This window comes from Leptolyngbya sp. FACHB-711 (genome assembly GCF_014695615.1).
Taxonomy (GTDB): Bacteria; Cyanobacteriota; Cyanobacteriia; order Elainellales; family Elainellaceae; genus Leptolyngbya_A.
Window position 1 is genome coordinate 1 of record NZ_JACJOR010000525.1, and the last position, 20827, is coordinate 20827.

The 20827-nt window shown below is 51.6% G+C and carries 19 protein-coding genes; 8 read left to right on the forward strand and 11 right to left on the reverse strand.

Translation table 11 applies throughout. The features are described 5' to 3' along the window. From H6F80_RS25725 to dnaK, 3 genes are all read right to left on the reverse strand, one after another. A partial coding sequence (locus H6F80_RS25725; protein WP_190794363.1) for an Ig-like domain-containing domain occupies positions 1-1076 on the reverse strand: 1076 nt, incomplete at its 3' end. A 249-nt stretch (positions 1077-1325) separates the two neighbouring features. Further along, entirely contained in the window at positions 1326-2273 is a 948-nt protein-coding gene (locus H6F80_RS25730) for a DnaJ C-terminal domain-containing protein (protein ID WP_190794364.1), read from the reverse strand. A gap of 11 nt (positions 2274-2284) precedes the next feature. Next, on the reverse strand, positions 2285-4933 hold the full coding sequence (dnaK, locus tag H6F80_RS25735; RefSeq protein WP_190794365.1) for a molecular chaperone DnaK: 2649 nt from the start codon (positions 4931-4933) through the stop codon (positions 2285-2287). A 134-nt stretch (positions 4934-5067) separates the two neighbouring features. On the opposite strand from dnaK, the gene H6F80_RS25740 reads away from it, so the two are divergent. The 4 genes from H6F80_RS25740 (at position 5068) to psb27 (ending at position 8649) form a co-directional block, all read left to right on the forward strand. Further along, positions 5068-5232, forward strand: coding sequence for a hypothetical protein (locus H6F80_RS25740; protein ID WP_190794366.1), 165 nt, complete (start codon positions 5068-5070; stop codon positions 5230-5232). A 256-nt stretch (positions 5233-5488) separates the two neighbouring features. Further along, a complete protein-coding gene (locus tag H6F80_RS25745) occupies positions 5489-6361 on the forward strand; it encodes a DUF72 domain-containing protein (protein WP_190794367.1) in 873 nt (290 codons plus the stop codon). A gap of 107 nt (positions 6362-6468) precedes the next feature. Next, entirely contained in the window at positions 6469-8013 is a 1545-nt protein-coding gene (locus tag H6F80_RS25750) for an MFS transporter (protein WP_199296835.1), read from the forward strand. Positions 8014-8250: 237 nt separating this feature from the next. Continuing rightward, complete coding sequence (gene psb27 / locus H6F80_RS25755; protein WP_190794368.1) at positions 8251-8649, forward strand: photosystem II protein Psb27; 399 nt, start codon at positions 8251-8253, stop codon at positions 8647-8649. Between the two features lie 448 nt (positions 8650-9097). On the opposite strand, the gene H6F80_RS25760 is transcribed toward psb27, so the two are convergent. Further along, the gene (locus H6F80_RS25760; protein ID WP_190794369.1) at positions 9098-10123 is read right to left on the reverse strand and encodes a glycosyltransferase family 2 protein; all 1026 of its coding nucleotides are present in this window, start codon (positions 10121-10123) and stop codon (positions 9098-9100) included. 1001 nt (positions 10124-11124) lie between these two features. After that, entirely contained in the window at positions 11125-11310 is a 186-nt protein-coding gene (locus tag H6F80_RS31455) for a hypothetical protein (protein WP_190794370.1), read from the reverse strand. Positions 11311-11412: 102 nt separating this feature from the next. Between H6F80_RS31455 and H6F80_RS25770 the strand changes: the two genes are divergently transcribed. The 3 genes from H6F80_RS25770 (at position 11413) to H6F80_RS25780 (ending at position 14543) form a co-directional block, all read left to right on the forward strand. Next, positions 11413-11931: a DUF2085 domain-containing protein gene (locus H6F80_RS25770; protein WP_190794371.1), complete on the forward strand. Its 519-nt coding sequence runs from the start codon at positions 11413-11415 to the stop codon at positions 11929-11931. A 182-nt stretch (positions 11932-12113) separates the two neighbouring features. Then, the gene (locus H6F80_RS25775; protein WP_190794372.1) at positions 12114-12710 is read left to right on the forward strand and encodes a chromophore lyase CpcT/CpeT; all 597 of its coding nucleotides are present in this window, start codon (positions 12114-12116) and stop codon (positions 12708-12710) included. 498 nt (positions 12711-13208) lie between these two features. Continuing rightward, complete coding sequence (locus tag H6F80_RS25780; RefSeq protein ID WP_199296836.1) at positions 13209-14543, forward strand: Sll1247 family protein; 1335 nt, start codon at positions 13209-13211, stop codon at positions 14541-14543. Between the two features lie 221 nt (positions 14544-14764). Here the strand turns inward: H6F80_RS25780 and H6F80_RS25785 are convergent, their stop codons facing one another. From H6F80_RS25785 to H6F80_RS25805, 5 genes are all read right to left on the reverse strand, one after another. Then, complete coding sequence (locus H6F80_RS25785) at positions 14765-15148, reverse strand: hypothetical protein (RefSeq protein ID WP_190794373.1); 384 nt, start codon at positions 15146-15148, stop codon at positions 14765-14767. Between the two features lie 128 nt (positions 15149-15276). Then, positions 15277-15609, reverse strand: a complete 333-nt coding sequence (locus H6F80_RS25790; protein WP_190794374.1) for a branched-chain amino acid transport AzlD family protein — start codon at positions 15607-15609, stop codon at positions 15277-15279. Then, the gene (locus H6F80_RS25795; RefSeq protein WP_190794375.1) at positions 15606-16340 is read right to left on the reverse strand and encodes an AzlC family ABC transporter permease; all 735 of its coding nucleotides are present in this window, start codon (positions 16338-16340) and stop codon (positions 15606-15608) included. The genes H6F80_RS25790 and H6F80_RS25795 overlap by 4 nt, the downstream gene beginning before the upstream one ends. Positions 16341-16379: 39 nt before the next feature. Then, entirely contained in the window at positions 16380-17282 is a 903-nt protein-coding gene (locus H6F80_RS25800) for an AraC family transcriptional regulator (protein WP_190794376.1), read from the reverse strand. A gap of 76 nt (positions 17283-17358) precedes the next feature. Then, on the reverse strand, positions 17359-18204 hold the full coding sequence (locus tag H6F80_RS25805; protein WP_190794377.1) for a DMT family transporter: 846 nt from the start codon (positions 18202-18204) through the stop codon (positions 17359-17361). A gap of 169 nt (positions 18205-18373) precedes the next feature. Between H6F80_RS25805 and H6F80_RS25810 the strand changes: the two genes are divergently transcribed. Further along, positions 18374-19282, forward strand: a complete 909-nt coding sequence (locus H6F80_RS25810) for a LysR substrate-binding domain-containing protein (RefSeq protein WP_190794378.1) — start codon at positions 18374-18376, stop codon at positions 19280-19282. Between the two features lie 44 nt (positions 19283-19326). Here the strand turns inward: H6F80_RS25810 and H6F80_RS25815 are convergent, their stop codons facing one another. Beyond that, entirely contained in the window at positions 19327-20796 is a 1470-nt protein-coding gene (locus H6F80_RS25815; RefSeq protein WP_190794379.1) for an FAD-binding domain-containing protein, read from the reverse strand. Positions 20797-20827 lie beyond the last annotated feature (31 nt).

The following is a 20827-nucleotide window of genomic DNA, read 5'->3' on the forward strand; positions in this document are numbered from 1 at the left end:
GGCGTGCTGTTAAAGTTCACCATCGCTGCTGCCGAGCCATCCTGAGAAAAGCTCAAAATCATGCCAAACCGGGGCAGAAAGTCGAGTCGCTGAGCATCCGTTGCGAGCGGCAAAATTGCCATTCCCTGACCCTGCGACATGGCAAGCGATCGGCTATCGGGCGCGATCAAAAAATCACCGCCCGGCTCGGTTTTAATTTGCTGCGGGGCTGCCCCGGTTTTCAGCATCCACAAGCCGAACTCAGCCTGGTTTTTGCGATTGGCGCGCTGAACGACGATCGACTCTCCATCGGGAGACAGGTCAAACTTGAGATTTTGATAGTCTTTGTTGTCCAGGATGAGATCGATCGTGCCCGCAGGCTTCACCGGAACCGCGACAGGCGCAACACCCTGCTTCAGTTCGGTGGGGGTGCTGGCAGGAGATGCAATTTGAATTCCAGTGCTGACCGTGTAAAGCTGCTGATCCAGCACGTTCTGCATATTCTGAGCCGAGTCCGTCGCCGAAAATAAGATGCGATCGCCCTGCGGATACGGTTCAAACTCCATTACGGCAAGGTTTGGCGGCGTGAGGATGCGCTTTTCCTGGCGGGTCAAATTTTGCAGCACCAGTCGCCCTTTCTCTTCCCCCGCTACACCCAGATAAACAAACGCTCGCTCGCGGGTGCGAAACGTGCCGCTAAACTGCGAGTTTCCGGCATGGGGATCATGGGCAGGGGTAAACCGATCGCGAATGCCGTTCAGCGTCACCTGATAAGTTTCTCCGTAGGGAGCCGGAGTTTCTAGTGTGTACGCCATGCGTCTGCCTGCCCAGCTCACCTTGCCGCGCAACGGTGGATCGATCTTCAGGTTACTTTCCACGCTGCTGTGATCCATCGGACGGCTAAAAGTGAGAATAAATGCTGTATCTTCTGCGCCGACCTGCCGCCCCGCCCAGCTAAAGTCGCGCACTCGTGCCATTGCCCGATCGCCTTTAATGATTAGTCCGCCAATTGCCAGCGTTAACGCCAAAATCAGCACAATTGCGGTGCGATCGATCGGCTGACGAAGCGATTTGAGACGACTCAACGAATTAGCCATGCTGTCAAAGTTAAAACTTTGTACTGTTATGTTAAAACCTGTGCTTTAAGGAGTGTCCTTGATGTCGAGCCATTAATCAAGTTTTCTGAGTTTGGCTCACGAACGCCCCTGTAAAATTTGTGCAGCCGTGAGAGTCAGATTGCCGAAGCGCGGTGAAGCGATCGAATTTTCCTTGCAGCTAGAAAAGACTGAGCGATCGCTATTTTATCGTGGTGATTCGAGATGACAGCTGGTTGTGCTATTCCCTGACTAAATCGGCAAGTTTGCACGCGGATTGAATGTCTCGATCTGCCGCAGTTTTTCGTATAGCTCTCGCTCCTGCTCGGTCAGATCCTTGGGTGTGACAATCTGAACTTCCACAATTTGATCGCCTCGATCGCCGTCAATCAAATATCCTTTGCCGCCCAGCCGCAACCGTTGACCCGATCGCACACCCGGTGGAATCATCATGCGGGCTAAGCCATCCAGCGTGGGAACTTCGATCGGTCCGCCCAGCACTGCTTCAGCAGGGGTAATGGGCAACTGACAATAGATATCGGCTCCGTCGAGCTGAAAGAACGGATGGGGTGACACTTCGATCGTCAGATACAAATCGCCGCCGTTGATGCCCTGTCCTTTCAGGCGCACCTTTTGTCCGGTAAACATTCCGGCAGGCATATTCACTTCCAGCGATCGACCGTCTTCCAGGCGAATCCGCTCCCGTCCCCCGGTGTAGGCGCGATCAAGGGGAACCGTGAGGGTTGCCTCCGCATTACGGGGTTTGGGTCCAGAGCGAGGAACGGTGTAGGTTGTTTTGGTTGTGCCAGGGCGGAAGGGATCGCGGTCGCGGGCAGGCGGGGGGTCAGCAGGCTGGTCTCGGCGGTTTAGCAACTGATCGACGAACGAGTTGAAGTCGCGAAACTGCCCGAAGTCCATGTCTTCAGGAGCACGATTAAAGTTACCCCAGCCGCGCTGTTTGCTGCCGCCATCCTTGTCCCAAAATCGCTTGTATTTGTCGTACTGTGCGCGTTTGGTTGTATCCGACAAAACCTCGTAGGCTTCGTTGAGATCTTTGAACTTTTCCTCTGCGACCTTATCGCCGGGGTTCATGTCCGGGTGATACTGCCGCGCCAATTGGCGGAAAGTCTTTTTAATCTCTTCGACCGTGGCATCGGCGGAAACTCCCAAAATCGCGTAATAGTTTCGGAAGTTTTGCATTGCGGTGTCCTCTACCACTCGTCGTCATCGTCCCAATCGTCATCCGCCGCATTGGTGTAGGGATCGCTGGGCGGATAGGAGCGGCGGGCATCTCGGCGATAGCGTTGCGAAGCACTTTCCCCCTGGGGGTAATCGTCCTCAGCATAAGGGTCACGGGGACGCGATCGATCTGCGTCATACCGATCTTCTAGATAGCGATCGTTCTCAGCATAAGGCTCACGCTGTCGATCCACCTCTCCGCGTCCGGCATTACGGGGCGATCGAGGCTCATCCCCATAGGGGTCACGCGGTTCCCGCCGACTTGGGTCACGCGGCTGCTCCCAGTTGTCTGCATCGGGGGCGCGCCGACTATTGCGGGAGGAAAATGGGTCTAAATCACGGGGATTTTCATCCCGGTAGCCCTGATTGCCCCTGCCGAGATCGGCTCGATCGTAGTCATCCCTGCCAGGCTTGCCTAAGTTCTCCCTGCTTGAATCGTTGCGGCGATAATCATCCTGCCGGTAATCATCCTGTCGATAGTCACTTCGACCAAAGCTTTCTCTGCCGAGATTGTTGCGGCTATCTTTGCCAGTGTCTTTTCTATAATCCTCTCGACCACTGTAATAGTCACTGCCGCCACTACCAAAGGCATCGCGACCGTTATTACGACTGCCGTTATCCTGGCGATAGTCCTGGCGATAGTCGCGTCCGTAGTCCTGACGGGAATCGCGCCCGTAGAGGTCGCGTCCATAATCCCGGCGATCGTCGTAGTAATAGTCGTCATCGTCGCCAAACAGGTCATCGCCAATGCTGGACAGAGTGCGGCGAATTGAGCCGAAGAAATCTTTCTCGTCTTCGTCGTCGCGGGTAAGGGAATAGACTTCCTGCTGCAATTCGTAGATTGCGTCGCGCAGGTCTGCTTGAGTGATGTCGATGCCGCGATCGTCGTTTTGCTTCAGATAGCCGCGCAATTCCTGCACCAGATTTTCGATCCGGCGACGGTAAGAGCTGGCAAACTGCATGCCAAAATCGAGTGCCACTTCCCGCAACTGCCGCTCTGCTTCAAAGGTGAGAGCCTCTGCTTTGGTACGTTTCTCGATGCGATCGCGCAGCTGCCGATCCTGGTCAGCAAACTTCTCTGCCTCCTGGATCATGCGCTGCACTTCGGCTTCGTTCAAGTTTGAAGCTCCCTGAATCGTTAAGCCCTGTTCGCGTCCGGTGGTTTTGTCCAGCGCAGTGACTTGCAGAATCCCGTTTGCATCAATGTCTAATGACACCAGAATCTGCGGAATGCCGCGTGGCGCAGGCGGAATGCCCATCAGCTTAAAGCGACCGAGCGACTTGTTATCGTTTGCCATTTCGCGTTCGCCCTGCACCACATGGACTTCCACCATCGTCTGGTTATTTTCCGATGTGGAGAACACATCCGATCGCCGTACCGGAATTGTAGTGTTGCGGGGAATTAGCTTTTTGGTGACTCCCCCGATCGTCTCTAGACCGATCGACAGTGGCGTAACATCAAGCAGCAGGATATCGCGCACTTCCTGGGTGAGAATACCTGCCTGAATTGCGGCTCCAACAGCGACGACTTCATCGGGGTTGACGTTTTCGTTGGGTTCCAGATCAATCAGCGATCGCACCAACTGCTTTACCATAGGCATGCGGCTACCGCCCCCCACCAGCACCACCTGATCGATCCGAGCGGGCGATAGCTGAGCGTCTGTCAGGGCTTGCTTAACGGGCTGACGTAGACGGTTCACCAAGTCGCTGCAAAAGCCTTCAAACTGCGATCGGGTCAATCGGGTTTCGAGATGCAGGGGTCCGTCTTCGGTGGCGGCGATAAACGGCAGATTAATCTCGGTGACAGTAGTTCCCGATAGCTCAATCTTGGCTTTCTCAGCCGCTTCCATCAGTCTCTGAAGGGATTGGCGATCGTTCCTTAAATCAATTCCATGCTGCTCTAAAAACTGATCCGCCAGCCAGTCTACGATGCGCTTATCAAAATCATTACCACCGAGCTGGGTATCACCGCAGGTGGCTTTCACCTCGAATACACCATCGCCCACGTCTAGAATTGAAACATCAAATGTGCCGCCGCCCAGATCAAAGACCAGAATCGTTTCATTGTCGGCACGATCAAGTCCATACGCCAGAGCTGCCGCCGTGGGTTCGTTGAGAATGCGAAGCACTTCCAGTCCAGCAATGCGTCCGGCATCGCGGGTCGCCTGTCGCTGTGCGTCGTTGAAATAGGCAGGAACCGTAATCACTGCACCTGTCACGGATTCACCCAGATAGCGCGTCGCTTCTTCTGCCAGTTTTCGCAGCACCATTGCCGAAATCTCTTCGGGCGCAAAGTCTTTCTTCAGACGCGGACACACAATTCTGACGCTGCCCGTTTCGTCTCTGCGAATTGTATAGGGTACGCGCTTAGCGTCTGGGTTGACTTCGGTGTAGCGACGACCCATAAACCGCTTCACGCCGTAAAAGGTATTCTGAGGGTTCAGGACGGACTGCCGCCGCGCCATTTGCCCGACCAGCTTTTCGCCATCTTTTGTAAAGGCAACGACTGACGGGGTCGTCCGCATTCCTTCCGCATTGGCAATGACAATGGGCTTGCCGCCTTCCATCACTGCGACAACTGAATTGGTGGTTCCTAAGTCAATGCCAACGACTTTTCCCATGAACTGCGAAGCTCCTCGCCTGTTTAATGCGAAATGTTGAGAATGGTTGCCAATCCATTCTATCTTGCTACTGATGATGGACACGGTAAGGTTTTCCGTCAAGTCCGGCTTTCCACCGTTGGATGACCTTACCCATGCCCCAGGCAGTTTTTACTGCAATTACGCCGATCGCCCTTTTGCAAAGCGTACCATTGCTGTCCGCAGTTCATCTGTCGATTCTACCCATCCTAGAGGAACTCTCCCGACTGAAACCGATCGGAACCGTTTTGTCTGCAATCCTGGTTATGCCTACCCGCTGAATAACGCGATTTGGGTTGCTCCCCTAGCTCCCATTTTGGAGGGAACCGAGCCCTTACAAGGATTCGAAGTCCGCCCTCGCTAGTTTAGAGCGGCAGGTGACAAAGCTCGTTTAGAGCGGCAGGTGACAAATGGGAGATTAACAATTGGGAGATTAACAATTGGGAGATTAACAATTGGGAGATTTAGGGAGCGATGTAGAAACCCTCATCCCTATCAAACCTCCTTTAAGAAGCAGCCCACCTGTAGAATCAAAACATGAATTTCCGCTTAGGCTGTGCAATCTGGGCATATAAAGAGTGGGTCGGCTCGCTGTTTCCCTCTGGCAGTCGATCGTCTGAGTTTTTGCGGCTCTACAGCCGTCGATTTACTACGGTGGAAGGCAATACGACCTTTTATTCGATCCCCGACTCGCCGACTGTGCAGCGATGGGCAACCGAAACGCCTGCTGATTTTCAGTTTTGCCTGAAGCTTCCGCGTGATTTGACCCATCAAGGATTATTGACGGCTGCCATTCCGGGGACGATCGCCTTTCTGAAACGCATGGAGCCTCTGGGGGAGCGATCGGGTCCGATGTTTGCCCAACTCCCGCCCAGCTACAGTCCGGCTCGCCTGGAAGATTTGACCGCATTTCTCACCGCTTTTCCGCGCAGCCAAACGCCCCTTGCTCTGGAAGTGCGCCATCCCGACTGGTTCAAAGAGCCATACGCTAGCCATCTCAACGCGCTGTTAACTGATCTGGGGATCGGACGAGTTCTGCTCGATACGCGCCCCATTTATGACTGCCCCGATGATCCGCAATTGCGCTCGGAGCGACGCAAGCCCCCGGTTCCGCTTCAGCCGGTGGTGACGGCTCCGTTCACGCTGATTCGCTATATTAGCCATCCCGATCGCGATTTTAACCTGTCTTATCTCAACACCTGGACCGAGCAAGTTCGCGAGTGGCTCACCCAGGGAACGCAAGTGTATTTCTTCGTTCACTGTCCAGTCGAAGTTCACTCGCCGCAAAATGCCCGCTTATTTCAGCAGCTTTTAGCACAGCAGAAAGTCTCTGTGCCGCCCCTTCCCTGGGAGCAAATCAGCCTGAACGAATCTACTCCGCCTCAATCTACCCAGCTCGAACTTTTCTAACCGACCCCCTGCCTCCTCCTGGAACTCAGCTAAAGAATTCCTGCGTCCTGAATAGAATCCTCTGCGATCGTGGCAGAGTAGACTTTACCGTTTGACGTGCATATCCCATGAGTTCTCCTGACGCAAATTCCCCGCCGATGCCAGACCGTCCCACTGGACAAACCCCGCCGATGAATCTCAGCACTCGACTTGCCTATGGCGCAGGTGATCTGGGCCCGGCGATTACCGCGAATGTTCTGGCATTCTTTTCGCTCGTCTTTTTCACGAACGTTGCCGGACTGAACGCCGCCGTTGCGGGTAGCATTCTGCTGGTTGGCAAAATCTGGGATGCGGTGAATGATCCGATCGTCGGGCTATTGAGCGATCGAACGCAGTCAGCCCAAGGCAGACGCTATCCCTGGATGCTGTACGGCGCGATTCCGTTTGGGATAACTTTCTTTTTGCTGTGGTTGGTTCCTCGCTTCAGTGCAGATCCGGGCGCAAATCAGCAGGCGTTGTTCTGGTACTACGTCATTATCGGCATCCTGTTTAATAGCTTTTATACAATGGTCAACTTGCCCTACACGGCACTGACTGCTGAACTAACGCAGGACTACAACGAGCGCACCCGCTTGAACAGCTATCGGTTTGCGTTTTCGATCGGCGGCAGTATCTTTTCACTGATTCTGGCACTGCTGATTTTTCAGGCGTTTCCCAACCCAGAGCAGCAGTATTTGATTCTGGGGGGCATTTGCGCTGTGATTTCGACAATTCCGCTTTACTGGTGTGTGTTTGGCACATCGGCGCGATCGAAAGTCGTTGCCCGCATTACAGATGCCGCAACCCCCACCGCCCAAAACCTCAGCCTCGCCGTGAACGCCCTTCCTCAGTGGCTTCAGCGATGGCTCACCTCCACGCAGGGAGAACAATGGCGGCAGAAGAGCTGGCTCGTCAATTTTCTCGTCACTTTCACCAATGTGCCGTTTCTGTATGTGATTGGTATTTACCTGTTTTCCTGGATGGCAGTTCAAGTCACGGCTTCAATCCTGCCCTACTATGTGGTAGACGCGCTTAGGATGCCCTCGGCAAATTTCACGGTGATCGCGCTGATCGTGCAGGCGACGGCTCTGGTGCTGCTGTTCTTTTGGCAACGAGTCAGCGATCGCTACGGCAAAAAAGCGACCTACTTCATGGGCATGGTGCTATGGATGATTGCTCAGGGTTTACTGTTTGGCTTGCGTCCCGATCAGGTTTCTCTGGTTTACCCGTTGGCAGTCATGGCAGGCGCGGGAGTGTCGATCGCCTATTTAATTCCCTGGTCGATGATTCCCGACGTGATCGAACTCGATGAACTGCGAACCGGACAGCGACGGGAAGGCATTTTCTACAGCTTCATGGTGCTGCTGCAAAAGCTTGGACTTGCGGTAGGGCTATTTCTCGTGGGGCAATCGCTCGACCGCGCCGGATTTTTGGCAACCACTCCCGGACAACCGCCGCCTGTTCAGCCCGAAACCGCAGTGCAGGCGATTCGATTGGCGATCGGGCCCTTTCCCACAGCGGCTTTGGTCTGCGGCATGGTGCTGGCTTATTTCTATCCCATTACTCGCGAGAAACACGCCGAGATGCTGCTAAAGCTGCATGAACGGAAAAAGCAGACGCAGGAAGAAGCATAAAAGCAGTTTAGGAGAAGGACTGGCGATGGTGCGAAGAGGCTTTCCTCGGAGGGTAAATTAGCTTCATTGAAACTCAGGTACTCCTTGTCTTTGCCCACCGCTTTGCTCTGCACCTGCCTCTGTAAGGGATCAGGTTAAAGCGATCCCAGACAAGATAAAATCAGCATTACGGGTCGAATCCAGTTGAATTGTTCGATCGGACACTATCCATACTGCGCTCTATACTACTGAGGTTTTATGAACAGATTTCTGTCTCGTGTATTTGCTCTCGCGCTGGTTCTGGTAGTTGGTTTGATGGGCTGCTCATCGTCGCCAACCGGACTCAGCGGCAACTATCGCCAAGATACCCTGGCACTGATCGAAAGCCTCAAAGGGGCACTAGAATTGCCAAATGATTCGCCTGACAAGATAGAAGCACAGGTAGAAGCGCGTGAAAAGATTAACGATTTCTCAGCTCGCTATCGCCGCGACGGTTCGCTGCTGAAGCTTAGCTCTTTTACCACGATGAGAACTGCTCTGAACTCGCTTGCAGGTCACTACAGCTCCTATCCCAATCGCCCTGTCCCTCAAAAACTAAAGGACCGTCTGGAAATTGAATTTAATCAGGTCGAAGCGGCTCTAAGACGAGAAGGTTAATATTCGCTCTTAATCTGTAGTTTTCAACTTAAAAAATTGAGTTTCTAACTTAAAAATTGCAAGCTGCGAGGGGTCGATCGATCCCTCTTTTTGTTGGTGTTGTAGCCAGTGGATGGACATCATTACAACGAAGGATGGGTTAAACAAAGCGGTAACCCGTTCATCTCCAGCATTTCTGACGATGATACTGACGCTGTGATAACCCATTCTCCGAAGAGCCTTTTAATTCTGTTGACCTGCCTATCTCTGGTTGAATGATGTCCTGCTACTTGCCAGAGATTCTACATTGCCCCCTAAATTCCTCAATTCCAGAAGACTTTGAACCCGGCAAGAGATCCAGGTCTGTCACCTTGTTGGGAGCTAGAGGGCACTTCGGATCGCTGTTACTATTTCTCAGATATCTTCTCAGCCATCTTTGCTGAAGCAAGCGAACGCCACGACTCCTCTGTTACTCAGAAGTTTTTGCGACATAGCTTTGAACAATACCGTTCTTCTGCATCATGAATTTTTCGAGCTTTTTATACAGCTCGATCGGGAAGAAGCGAACTGAATACGCAGCAGCAAAAGTCTGAAACGTTCGATAGGGTTCTTCTGTCAAAATGGGGCTGTAGGCTGACATCGCTCTGTGTGAAAAAGAGATCGCCATTTGTCCATCACGTAGCGAAACAGCTCGTCGAGCTAAATGACGCAACTGATAAGCCATAGCAGGGCGCATCCATTTCTGGCAAGCGTCTGGAGCGTACTGCTCTACCGCTTCAAGCATTCGCTCCCAGGAAGCTAATTTCTTCTCAAGGTTGGCAGAAAATCCTCTTGAGTTCACTCGATAGAGCGTTAGTGCATCTGAAATTCCAGCAATTTTCCAAGACGTTGTCAAAGCAATTCTCATCCAACACTCCACATCTTCAGAAGGATGGATGCTTCGATCGGGGTTAAAAAAGCAAGTTTGTTCTGTTTCACCTTGATTAAGGGTGTATTTGATATCTTCTAAAGTGCTACGTCGAATCACAGGTACAGAGCCATTGCCGATCGGTGTTCGACAAAGTAAATCGAGTGGTGTGATGTCTTCTAGCTTGGTGATGACCTGATACATTCCCAGCGATCGATCAAACTCATCGATCAACTCCGATCGGCAAAAACTGACACCAACTTCAGGAGCATTGTTGAGATGTTCTACATGCTTGGCGAGCTTGTCAGGTTGCCACAAATCATCTCCGTCGAGAAAGGCAATATATTCTCCGCTAGAGTTCGCAATTCCAAGGTTTCTAGCAGCGGCAGGTCCCTGGTTCTCCTGGCGTAGAATTCTGATTCGAGGATCTTTAAACCGTTGGCAAATTTCAACGCTTCTATCCGGTGAGCCATCGTCAACAATCACCAGTTCAAAGTTCTGATAACTCTGTGCCAGAACAGATTCGATCGTTGAAGCGATATACTTTTCTACTCCATAAGCAGGGATAATTACTGTTACCTTGTTCATGCGATTCTCCAATGCAAAAAAATAAAGTAGACACTAGACTTTGCCCGATCCTTTTACTCTTTTAGAGCCAGGAAGCGCAGCAAGAACACACCGAAGCATCAGCTACGTCGGTACAAAAACAGATGGATCTAGTTAGCAGGAAATGGAAAAACTAAGAGAGAACCCATGTTGGGAAACCTCTCGTTTCTCTGGTTTGGTTTGATTAGGTTTGTCCTTTTCCTTAATTCAAAAACGTGATGCTGATAGCCATCATTGCTCCGACAATTGATACTCTTTCTGTCGATGAGCAAAGGCTATAAAGCTTGGAAAAAGAGATTCCAAGGGATGAAGGATCTTCTGTTCGCTAAAACCCTGACTCGCTAACAATCTTGAAGCGATGCACCATCAGCATTATCTAAGCTCCTTGGAAAAAGAGATTCCAAGGGATGAAGGATCTTCTGTTCGCTAGAACCCTAATTCGCTAACAATCTTGAAGCGATGCACCATCAGCATCATTTAAGTTCATACCACCTCGGTGAACATCCGCATTTAGTGCTTCTTTACAAAAAGAACATATTATCGATTGCGTAGTAATCCCTGGTTACAGGCAGTCTTTAGCAATTTTATGACAAAGGCAAAATGCTTTGCCTTGAAGGATTTGGGAGAATTAGAAGCTGCGAACATCCGCATTTGGTGCTTCTTTACAAAAAGAACATATTATCGGTTGCGTAGTAACACTGGTTAAAGGTGCTTCTTTACAGAAAGACCATGTTATCGCTTCCGTAGTAACACTGGTTACAGACAGTCTTTAGCAATTTCATGACAAAAGCGGAAATGCTTTGCTTCGAAGGATTTGGGAGAATTAGGAGCTGCTTTAACGTTTCTTTTCCAGTCAGAATATTTTTTCCAAAATCCTAGATTTCGATTTTGTAATGTTTCACCTTACCTTGACCGTTTCCTCAACTTACAGGGCAGTTCGGGCACGAATGATGGCTTCTCAACGGTTGTGGACGGCAATCGGGTTACGGCTCCCGCTTGGTTCCCCCTCCGCGCTGGCTGGCAGAGTTTCTGAAGGTGCTGGACACTTGCATTGAACACGCCCGCTTAGCCCTGATGTCGTAGAAGCAAAAGGCTGTTTCTTCAGCATGGCTTAGCCTGGCTGCGCTTAAACTCGGTTTGCCTGGGCGATCGTCCGGTTGCTTCAGCATGCCTGAATTGATTCGCGAGCGGAGTGCGATCGTTTGGCTTCCTCTCACAGTCAGCTCCCACGACCTTTAGAATAAATGACAGCGACGCAGAGGAGAGCTTGAATGGAGATTGCCTCAAGAAAACCGCGATCGTCCCGGAACTGGGCCGGCGGGACGGCAGATTTTTTACTAGCGGGAATGGTTGTGGGTCCGCTGATGGCTCCGTTTCTGGCAGGGTCAGGATTGTTGGGTGTACCGATCGTGGCTAACATCATTTATTTCATGGGTCGTCACGTCTGCCCGCAGCCCGAATTGGGTCTTGCCCTGTCGCCCCCTTGGATGATGGCAGTTTGTATGCGCTGCTATGGTACGGTTCTGGGTTTATTCGTAACGCGATTGCTTTATGGCATGACGAAAGGCAGAGGATTTTACTGGCTGCATCAGTACGGCTGGGGCGGGGCGATTTTTGCCAGTGGGCTGATGATGGCTTATGGATTTGAGTATGGAGCGCAGATGTTTGCGGGCTGGCAAGTCAACCAGGGCGTCATGACCCTGTTTGGACTAATCACAGGCGTTGGCTGGGGACTGCTGGCAATGCCGCTTTTGCACGGTTTAAGGAAAGTTGCCGCACCTGCTCAGTAGCATCCCTCAAAGAGAATTTGGCGGGAATTCTGGGAGAACGCTGAAAGTACAATTCCTGAAGCAAGGTGAAACTTTTGTGGGTTTCTCCTGATCCTGCTGGGTTAAACCTCGTTCAAAAACTCATAGAATAGGGAAAATTATCGTCTGAATCTTTTATTACATCTCTTTGTATTAATCCCGGCATGACCCACACCACCGACATCGCGACGCTTGCCCGCTGGATGGCAGCCGACTTTAGCAACCAGGCGCAGGCATTTGAAAATCCACCCTTTTTCGCTCACATTCGGGTTTGTATGCGTCCGCTACCCGTTGATCTGTTATCGGGTACGAGTCTCTTTGTTGAGCAGGCGTACGACTATATGCTGAATGATCCTTACCGGGTGCGCGTTCTCAAGCTGATCGCGAAAGGCGATCGCATTGAAATCGAAAACTATGTCGTCAAAGACGAAACGGCTCTATATGGTGCGTCTCGCGATTTAAATCGACTGCAAACGCTGCGACCAGACCAGCTTGAGAAGCTTCCAGGCTGTAACATGATTGTCCAATGGACTGGGCATAGCTTTAAAGGTTCGGTGGAACCCGGCAAAGGCTGTATTGTGCATCGTAAAGGGCAGGCAACTTATCTAGACAGCGAATTTGAAATTGACGAGCAGAAGTTTATCAGCCTCGATCGCGGGCTTGATCCAGACACCAACGAGCTAGTGTGGGGATCGATTGCCGGACCATTTCACTTTATTCGACGAGCCAGCTTTGCAAATGAAGTTAAAGGTTCATACTGATTTCAGCAATTTCACTGAGAAGCTAGATTAATATCAGGTACCAATAAGCCACTTTAGCAAAGAGAGACACTGAGAAAATTAATCAATACTCACTTTTAGGATTCATATCGATACTCATTTTTGGGATTCATAAATAGGAGTCTTAGGAAACCATAGGAAGAAGAGAGATTACAGGAAAAAGATTGCAGGAAAACCGATCGCAGAAAAAACGATTCGCAGGAACCTGTCCTTGGGCACTTGTAGTCAGAGTATAAATGTGATACTTCTGCTGCAGGTGTTACCTGGAATTGTTTTCTGCATCGTGTTCCCTGTGTTGTATCCCCTGCATTGTGTCCCCTGTGCCGTGTTTCCCTGGATTGCTTCATCGTGCTGTTTGCTGTCCTGCCCCCTGATAGCTGACTGTACAACTGTTCGACAGTTCACCCGATCGCCTTAAATAAACCGATTGCCTCGGGCGCTTCGCTTACGTTCATAGCACTATTTAGGAAGTCGTCAAGCATGATGGATTCCTGGTCAGATTACTATCAGCGTCGGACCATCCAAGTTCAGCCCAATCTTTTGCAGGAGCAGTTACTTTACAGCCATCTTCTCGATTGTGCCAGGGTAGAATCACCCGATGCGCTGATCGAGCGCTTTTGGATGCTGTTCATTGATGGCGCAGGCTACCCAAATCATGAAATTTGGCTGGCACTCAAGTGCGTGATTGACTCACCCTACGTTGAGAAGGATTTTAAGTTCATTCTCAATCGAAGCTGTCACATTTTGATTAACCACTGGCTAATGCAGCCCCGGCTCCACAGTGCGATCTCGGAGTTAGTGAACCAATTTGATCGCGTTCCGAACAGTCATGCTCGATCGCGAACAGCCCTTCGCCTTCGGCAGCTTGTGAAGCAGTTTAAATCCACCGAGCAGTATGCCGCCCTGCAACGCCTGGCACAGGTGGTTAGTCAAACGCCAGATAACTACACTGGCTCCAGACCCTTGAGAACGCTGATTCGCCGCTATCCCTGCCTGTACGAAGCAAACCTGCTGACTAGGGACAGTTCAGACGAGCAGCGTCGTCGGGTGCGCCAGATTCGCCGTCAAGTGCAGCGTCAGTTTGAGCGAGACCTCGCCTGCTATGCTACCCATCGACAGATCGGCAACAGCTTCAGCCTTCAATCCAATGAGGTTCAGCCTGATGTGCGGCAGGATGGTCGATTGCCCCAGCCCAATGGCTCTTGTGCATCGCTGCAAAACCCGACCCTGCTTAGCGATCGCCAGATCGATCGGGCACTGCTCCACTTCGGCGGCAAGATCGATGGTTCTAATACTTACCGCGATCGGGCACATCGCTTTGTTACCTATACCAGTCACACTTCGTCCTATCGATCGTTTAAGGATGACCTCTACGAGTATTTGGTGGAGTCGATCGATCCAAAATATGGCAATTGCCAGTTTAATTCGCGCCTGCACCAGTTCTTAAAGGAAACGCTGCCAGAGCATCACGCCGACCCGTTTTCCGATGTGCTGATGGTGCAAACCTGCCGCCGTCTGCTGAACCTCCTGGTCGTAGACAGTCCTCAGAAGCTCAACCACAGTTTATTTGTCGATCTGACGGGCAATCTGGGCATTACAACGACGATCGGGCTGCTGCTGAAGATTGTCTTGATTTGCCGCAAGGTGAAGCCCTGCCTGGAAGCACGTCTGGCGATTTTGTTTAAGCACTATGAAACCTATGCCAGCGATGCTGTAACCTGGCTGATTCAATCGCTCGAGAACCTTAACATCGCGCTAAGCCTTAACTTTGGCACGCTGAAGCTGTATCAGGGGAGTTCTCCCTGCGGCTCATAAAGGGTGTTGGAATCATACAGAGGTTTTGAAAGGGCGATCGAACCGCCCCCTAAATCCCACATTCAGGGGAGACTTTGAGCCGGAGTAAAGTTTGAAGTCCTTGGGTTGAGGAATTCTGAACTGAACCTTTGATCGGAAGTCTCCTACGGATGGGAACTGGGGGCGAATGCAGGAATGCTGGTACTTTCAAGGGAATGTTTTAAATCACCCTTATAAATTCCCTAGCTGACTTTGTGTTCGTAGTAGCTGGAGATATGCTCGTAGACTTCATCGGGGAACTGGAGGTCGCGATAAACGTTGCAGCTATCGGGATCGTCGGGATTGGGGCAAATGGGGAAATCCTGCTGCTGCTGCCAGTCTAAGATGCGATCGCGCTTGGGCGGATTATAGTCTTTGCCCTCGACCTGCTTCACCAGTGCCTTAGCTTCCGTTTCGCTGAAATCGGAGTCTTTTTGCAGATATTCAATCAGCTCGTCTTCTGTCATAAAATGACGCGCAATCATGGCAAAGGTCAGTCTGCCGTAATGTCCAATGTCTTTGCCTTCATTGAGGGCATCCAGCAGATGCGCCATCATTTCGCTTTTCCGAAGTTCTTCGAGTGCCATATCGGTTTCCCGGTTCAAGAATCCATACTCTTCCTGTTATAAGCAGCAACGATCGATGTGCCGTCTATCTCAGGGTATTGATTCTAGTACATAGGAACTAACAAAAGGGAGATAAAAGAATGAGCGGGTCAGTGAAAGCTGCTTTGCAAAAACCACTGCCATAGGAAAAATGACAGCATTCCCAGTCCGATCGTAAGCAACAGATTTTTGGTTTTGTAGCTGACCAGAACCGCGACAATTGCCCCGACCAGTCGAGCATTGGTTGGCGTGATTTGCAGCTCATTCCCCGTCGGCATTAGCACCGCAGGAACCACGATCGCTGTCAGCACTGCCGGAGGAATGTATCGCAGCAGTTGCGTGAGTTTTGAGGACAGGCGAATCCGTCCGCAGAGTGCCAGCAGCCCATAGCGAATTGCAAACGTGATTGCCGCCATGCCAGCAATTAAATAAAATTCGTTCATTTTGTCTCCTGACTAAAAAACTGCTCTACAGCGAATCCGGCGGCTACCCCTGCTAAAGCGGCAACTAACAAGCCCAGTTGATGCGGCAGAGAATGGGCAAGCAACGCAGTTACACCTGCAACCAGAACGGTCATGAGCATGGGAACGGTGATGACGTAGGGAACGACCATGCCAATAAACGTGACCGACATGGCAAAATCAAGACCCCACTGTGTTGCATCAGGAAGCTGCTGACCGAGCCAGATGCCAATCGCCGTCCAGAATTGCCAGTTCCCATACATAAACAGGGCGGCTCCCAGGTAATACCAGTGCTTGTAGGGCGACGGATCAGATTGATAGTAGCGGGCGATCGCCACCGCAAAGGATTCATCGGTGAGCCAGAAGCCCATTGCCAATCGCCATCGGTGAGCCAGTTTTCCCACATAAGGAAGCAACCCGATCGCGTACAGCAGATGGCGCAGGTTGACGACCAGCGTCGTGAGCAAAATTAGCGGTAAAGGCGTTCCAACGGCCAGTAAGCCTAGCGAGATGAACTGCGCTGACCCGGCAAACACGAAAGCAGACATTGCCAGCGTTCCGGCGATCGAGAGTCCGCTCTTGACTGCCAGCGTTCCAAACAAGATTCCAAACGGCGTTGCCCCGACCACGAGCGGAAACATGGCTCGACTGCCTGCCCAAAACTCGGATCGAGGTGTGGGTAGACCCGCCGAAACGGAAGTAGAGTGAAGCATTCCTGTGAGTGAACCCTAATTGAATGAATTACAACCGTCCTATTCTAGGAAAACTGCTTCTGGCAAATCTTGGACGTTTTTGCAGCCGATCGCATACTGCTTTGGCGTAACTCCAACCAGTCGTTTGAAATGGCGATTCAGGTGACTTTGATCTGTGAATCCGGTATCGACAGCGGCTTGCGCTAAGGGAACTCCCGATCGCAGCAGTGCCTTCGCATTCATGACGCGGGTTTGCACCAGATAAACGTGCGGCGGCAAACCAACGTGCTTCTGAAACAAACGCAGTAGCCGGAGCGGTTTGAGTTGGGCAAGCTGGGCAAGCTGCTCCAGGGTAATACTGTGCATATAGTTTGCCTTCAGATAATCCTGAACCTGCCGGACAACCTGGATCTCATTGCCAATGGGAGTAAAGCGAGGACAAACATCGGCATATCGGGCAATGAGCTGGGCAAATAGCCACAAAAAGCGTGACTCTCGCTCTAAAACCGATCGCGAATGCTCAATTGTTTGATGAAGCTGCCGAAGCAGCGCCGCTAACTGGGGGTCATCCATCACGGGATTGGGGAAGTAGGGCACTTCGATCGGTTGCTTTGCACTTTCCTGAAGCGTTAGTCGTCCGGTAAATTCGGCTGCCGCCTTTTGCATCAGAGAGACATCCGGGTACAGCATTCGATAAGTCCAGCCATCAGAATTTGCGGCGTGTCCCGTATGCACTTCGCCAGGGTGAATTACCACAATGCTGCCTGCCGGAGCCTGATGAGTTGCGCCCTGATAGGTGAATTCTTCGATGCCCTGCTCGATGACGCCGATCGCATACCCTTCGTGAGTATGGCGTGAGAAGGTATGCGTCACATAAGTTGCCCGCAGCATCTCCAAATTTTCCAGTGCAGGATCGCGCCAGAATTTAACAGTTTCCTGTGCAGTTTCCCGAAGCTGCGCCATCTTTCCCCCAACTTGTACTGGAGCCGCTAAGGTCAGGGTAACGAATTCCGCTTGAGTTGTCTTGGATGATTTTGCATTAGCGAAGGCGCTGGCTATAAGCAGTCGCGGCGAGGATCAACCCTGCTCCAATTAGTCCCTGAATGCCAAATCCTTCTTCCAGAAACCAGAAAGAAAACACTGCCGCAAACACTGGTTCCAATGTGTAGAGCAGAGCGGCTTCATGAGCAGCAACCCAGCGTTGAGCGATCGCCTGTGTCCAGATTGGCGTTGCCGTAACGACTAGACCCAGGTAGAGCAAGCTGCTGAACTGACTGCCAATTGCTCTAGCTGCCTCTGCTAACTCTGAAACTGAAAAAAACAGTCCTAAAAGTGCCGTTGTAACGAGCTGCACCGCAACCAGCGGCAGGGTTGGATGACGAGGAGTGATCGCCTCTAACATTAAAATATAAACTGCAATTCCAACGGCGCAGACGATCGTTAAAACGTCTCCCTGGCTGAGTCCGCCTCCTTCCCAGGACATCACCCCAATGCCTAGCATCGCAACAGCCGCAGCAAGCAGCACTTTGCTCGACAAACGCTGACCCATTAAGCCAGCCAGCAGTGGAACCAAAATGACATTCAAGCTGATGATAACGGCGGATCGATTCGCAGAAATGGTTTCTAGACCGATCAAAGCACAGGCACATTCTGCAAAATAAACGCATCCTAGCAGCACTCCATCCCGAATGAGAGGACGATCGAGTTTGCGAAGCCAGGGGAAAACTGCTACGGCTGCAATGCTGAATCGAGCCGCAAGAATAACTCCTGGTGAGAGACTGCTTAAAGTATGTTTGAGCAGAGGAAAAGACGTTCCCCAGATGATCGTCGTCAGAATCAGTAGGAGAATGCCTTTGCTGTGCGCTGAACGAAGCGTGAATGTCATAGCTGCCCGAATTCATGGGTTATTTCACCTTATTGGTTAACGGTCAAACGCGACAATCTGCTGCTTTAATAGGCATCTATCGATCGCACTCATGGATCATTAACCCCCTACTGAAGTTGGTTTTGCGATAATCCAGGCAGATCGAGACGAGACATTGTGGGATACCGTCGTGGGATATAGCCGTCAAAGCCAATTGAAGCTCTCTCAACTGCAAGTGCTGATTACGATCGCAAATTGCGGCAGTTTTAGCGAGGCAGCATTGCAGCTCCAGATGTCACAGTCTGCAATTAGTCATGCCATTTCTGCCCTTGAAGCAGATTTAGGCGTCAGTTTATTTTCGCGGGGACGTTACGGTGCGATTCTGACTCCAGTAGGCGAACAGATTGTCGATCGCGCTCGTCAGATTATGTACCTGATCGACGACATTACCAAGCAGGCAGATTTATCCAAAGGCTTACGAGGCGGACAGGTACGAATTTCTGCCTTCCGCAGTGCAGCTACCCACATTCTGCCTGACGCAATCGCTGAATTTTGCCGTCGCTATCCAGCCGTTGCCGTTCGCATTGCAGAATACGACGATCGCGATGATGTTGAGGATGATTTACGCAAGGGGCGGGCGGATATTGGCATTACCTACCTGCCCACAGGCGAGGAGTTTGAAACCTGGGAGCTGATGCGAGACGAGTTCGTCGTTCTGTTTCCACCTGACACAAAGCTATCGGGCAATCGGTTGAACTGGGATGAACTCAGTAACTACGGGTTAATTATGGCTCCCGATGGAGATGGTTGTGATGCGATGGTTTATGCTCACGGCGCAAAGTACGGTGCGGTCTTAAACGCAATGTATCAAGTTCGATCGGATTCTACGATCGTGAATATGGTGGCGAAAGGGCTGGGAGCTGCAATTAGCCCTCGCCTTGCCGCAGAACCAATTCCAGCAGAAGTGCAGGTCTATAGCCTGCCTGTACCGCTCTACAGAATCATCAGTATTGCCATTCTGAAGCAATCCCTCTTGACGCCACCTGCCTTTGCCTTGCTTGACCTGCTGAAAAGCAAGATGCTGACAGGGCTTCATTAGTACCGATCGCCCGCTACATCTCACCTCTGGAATTGATATCGTTTTTAGCTCAGGGCAGTGACTTCCTTTTGCTGCTGATAAATTTGCTTAAAGCGGTTTTGCTGCACTTTGTGATCGACGATCGGTTCTGGGTAGCCGCAGCGTTCGCGATCGTAGGAGCCAATCTTGCCTGTGACTAAATCGGCTGTGTCGATGCTCCGCAGTTCCGGTAGATATTCGCGGATATAGTCGGCTTCTGGGTCAAATTTTTGTGCCTGGCTTGCGGGGTTGAAAATGCGAAGCGGCTTTGGATCCATACCGCTTGATGCCGTCCATTGCCAGCCGCCGTTATTCGCAGACAGATCGCCGTCTACGAGCTTTTGCATGAAATATTTTTCGCCCAATCGCGGATCGAGCAGCAGATCTTTCACCATGAAGCTTGCAACAATCATGCGGCAACGGTTGTGCATCCAGCCGATCGTATTCATTTGACGTATGGCAGCATCGACGATCGGGTATCCGGTTCGCCCTTCGCACCACGCCTGAAAGTAATCGTCCCGGTTTTCCCAGGGAAAGTTTTTGAACGAATCTCGGTATGCGCCGTCTGCCAGTTCCGGGAAGCTGTACATCGCGTGCTGATAAAACTCTCGCCAGGCAATCTCCTGCTGCCAGGACTGCACATTTTCCCGCGTTTCATCGCTGCGGCTCTGGTCATAAACCTGCTCGGTCGCTGCCCAAATGGTTCGCACGCCGATCGTGCCAAATTTCAACGCCGCGCTGAGCTGAGACGTGCCCCGCACCGAGGGAAAATTGCGCTGTTCACCGTATTCCGTGAGCGAGTCGTTGCAGAATTCTTCTAGTCGCGCCATTGCCGCACTCGTGCCCGGAGCCAGGGGAAGAACGTCTACATCCCAGACAAAGCCCAGATCCTTCGCGCTGGGTAGGGCGGTAGCTTCGCTGTTGCCGGAGGCAATCGTCCCGACGGCTTGAGCGGCCTGCTGTTCAGCTTCGGTCAGACCCGTTGCTCCTTCCAGATTCAGAGCCGGAGCTGCTTTGGGCTGACTTCTCCAGTTGCGCCAGAACGGACTGAAGACGGTGTAGGGCTGTCCCGATCCGGTGATCACTGCCCTAGGGGCGTGCAAAAGCTGATCCCAAAAGGGTTGAACTTCGATGCCCGCTTCGCGCAGAGCGGCTGCTACGGTTCGATCGCGTTCCCGTCCGTAGGGTTCGACATCGCGATTTAGGTGAACGGCTTTAACATTCAGAGCCTTTGCCAGTGCCGGAATTCGCTCGATCGGGTTGCCTTCCAGAATCAAGAGCTGGCTGCCTGCCTGGGTATACTGCTGCTGTAACTCTCGCAGGCTTTCGATCAAATAAGTGACTCTGGCAGGAGCAACATCATCACGATCGAGAATCAGGCGATCGAGGCAAAAGACCCCGACGACTCTAGGCGTTTTCTGACGGGCAGCCGCCAGTCCGATATTGTCAACCGTTCGTAAGTCGCGACGATGCCAGAACAGAATCAGATCAGTCATGAAATGAATTAGCGTGGTGAGGGATGAACAT

What these genes read in the sequence shown, in the direction of transcription:
- H6F80_RS25730 (WP_190794364.1), bottom strand. Translation starts at nt 2,273, where the DNA reads ATGCAAAACTTCCGAAACTATTACGCGATTTTGGGAGTTTCCGCCGAT.
- dnaK (WP_190794365.1), bottom strand. Translation starts at nt 4,933, where the DNA reads ATGGGAAAAGTCGTTGGCATTGACTTAGGAACCACCAATTCAGTTGTC.
- H6F80_RS25740 (WP_190794366.1), top strand. Translation starts at nt 5,068, where the DNA reads ATGCCCCAGGCAGTTTTTACTGCAATTACGCCGATCGCCCTTTTGCAA.
- H6F80_RS25745 (WP_190794367.1), top strand. Translation starts at nt 5,489, where the DNA reads ATGAATTTCCGCTTAGGCTGTGCAATCTGGGCATATAAAGAGTGGGTC.
- H6F80_RS25750 (WP_199296835.1), top strand. Translation starts at nt 6,469, where the DNA reads ATGAGTTCTCCTGACGCAAATTCCCCGCCGATGCCAGACCGTCCCACT.
- psb27 (WP_190794368.1), top strand. Translation starts at nt 8,251, where the DNA reads ATGAACAGATTTCTGTCTCGTGTATTTGCTCTCGCGCTGGTTCTGGTA.
- H6F80_RS25760 (WP_190794369.1), bottom strand. Translation starts at nt 10,123, where the DNA reads ATGAACAAGGTAACAGTAATTATCCCTGCTTATGGAGTAGAAAAGTAT.
- H6F80_RS31455 (WP_190794370.1), bottom strand. Translation starts at nt 11,310, where the DNA reads ATGCTGAAGCAACCGGACGATCGCCCAGGCAAACCGAGTTTAAGCGCA.
- H6F80_RS25770 (WP_190794371.1), top strand. Translation starts at nt 11,413, where the DNA reads ATGGAGATTGCCTCAAGAAAACCGCGATCGTCCCGGAACTGGGCCGGC.
- H6F80_RS25775 (WP_190794372.1), top strand. Translation starts at nt 12,114, where the DNA reads ATGACCCACACCACCGACATCGCGACGCTTGCCCGCTGGATGGCAGCC.
- H6F80_RS25780 (WP_199296836.1), top strand. Translation starts at nt 13,209, where the DNA reads ATGATGGATTCCTGGTCAGATTACTATCAGCGTCGGACCATCCAAGTT.
- H6F80_RS25785 (WP_190794373.1), bottom strand. Translation starts at nt 15,148, where the DNA reads ATGGCACTCGAAGAACTTCGGAAAAGCGAAATGATGGCGCATCTGCTG.
- H6F80_RS25790 (WP_190794374.1), bottom strand. Translation starts at nt 15,609, where the DNA reads ATGAACGAATTTTATTTAATTGCTGGCATGGCGGCAATCACGTTTGCA.
- H6F80_RS25795 (WP_190794375.1), bottom strand. Translation starts at nt 16,340, where the DNA reads ATGCTTCACTCTACTTCCGTTTCGGCGGGTCTACCCACACCTCGATCC.
- H6F80_RS25800 (WP_190794376.1), bottom strand. Translation starts at nt 17,282, where the DNA reads ATGGCGCAGCTTCGGGAAACTGCACAGGAAACTGTTAAATTCTGGCGC.
- H6F80_RS25805 (WP_190794377.1), bottom strand. Translation starts at nt 18,204, where the DNA reads ATGACATTCACGCTTCGTTCAGCGCACAGCAAAGGCATTCTCCTACTG.
- H6F80_RS25815 (WP_190794379.1), bottom strand. Translation starts at nt 20,796, where the DNA reads ATGACTGATCTGATTCTGTTCTGGCATCGTCGCGACTTACGAACGGTT.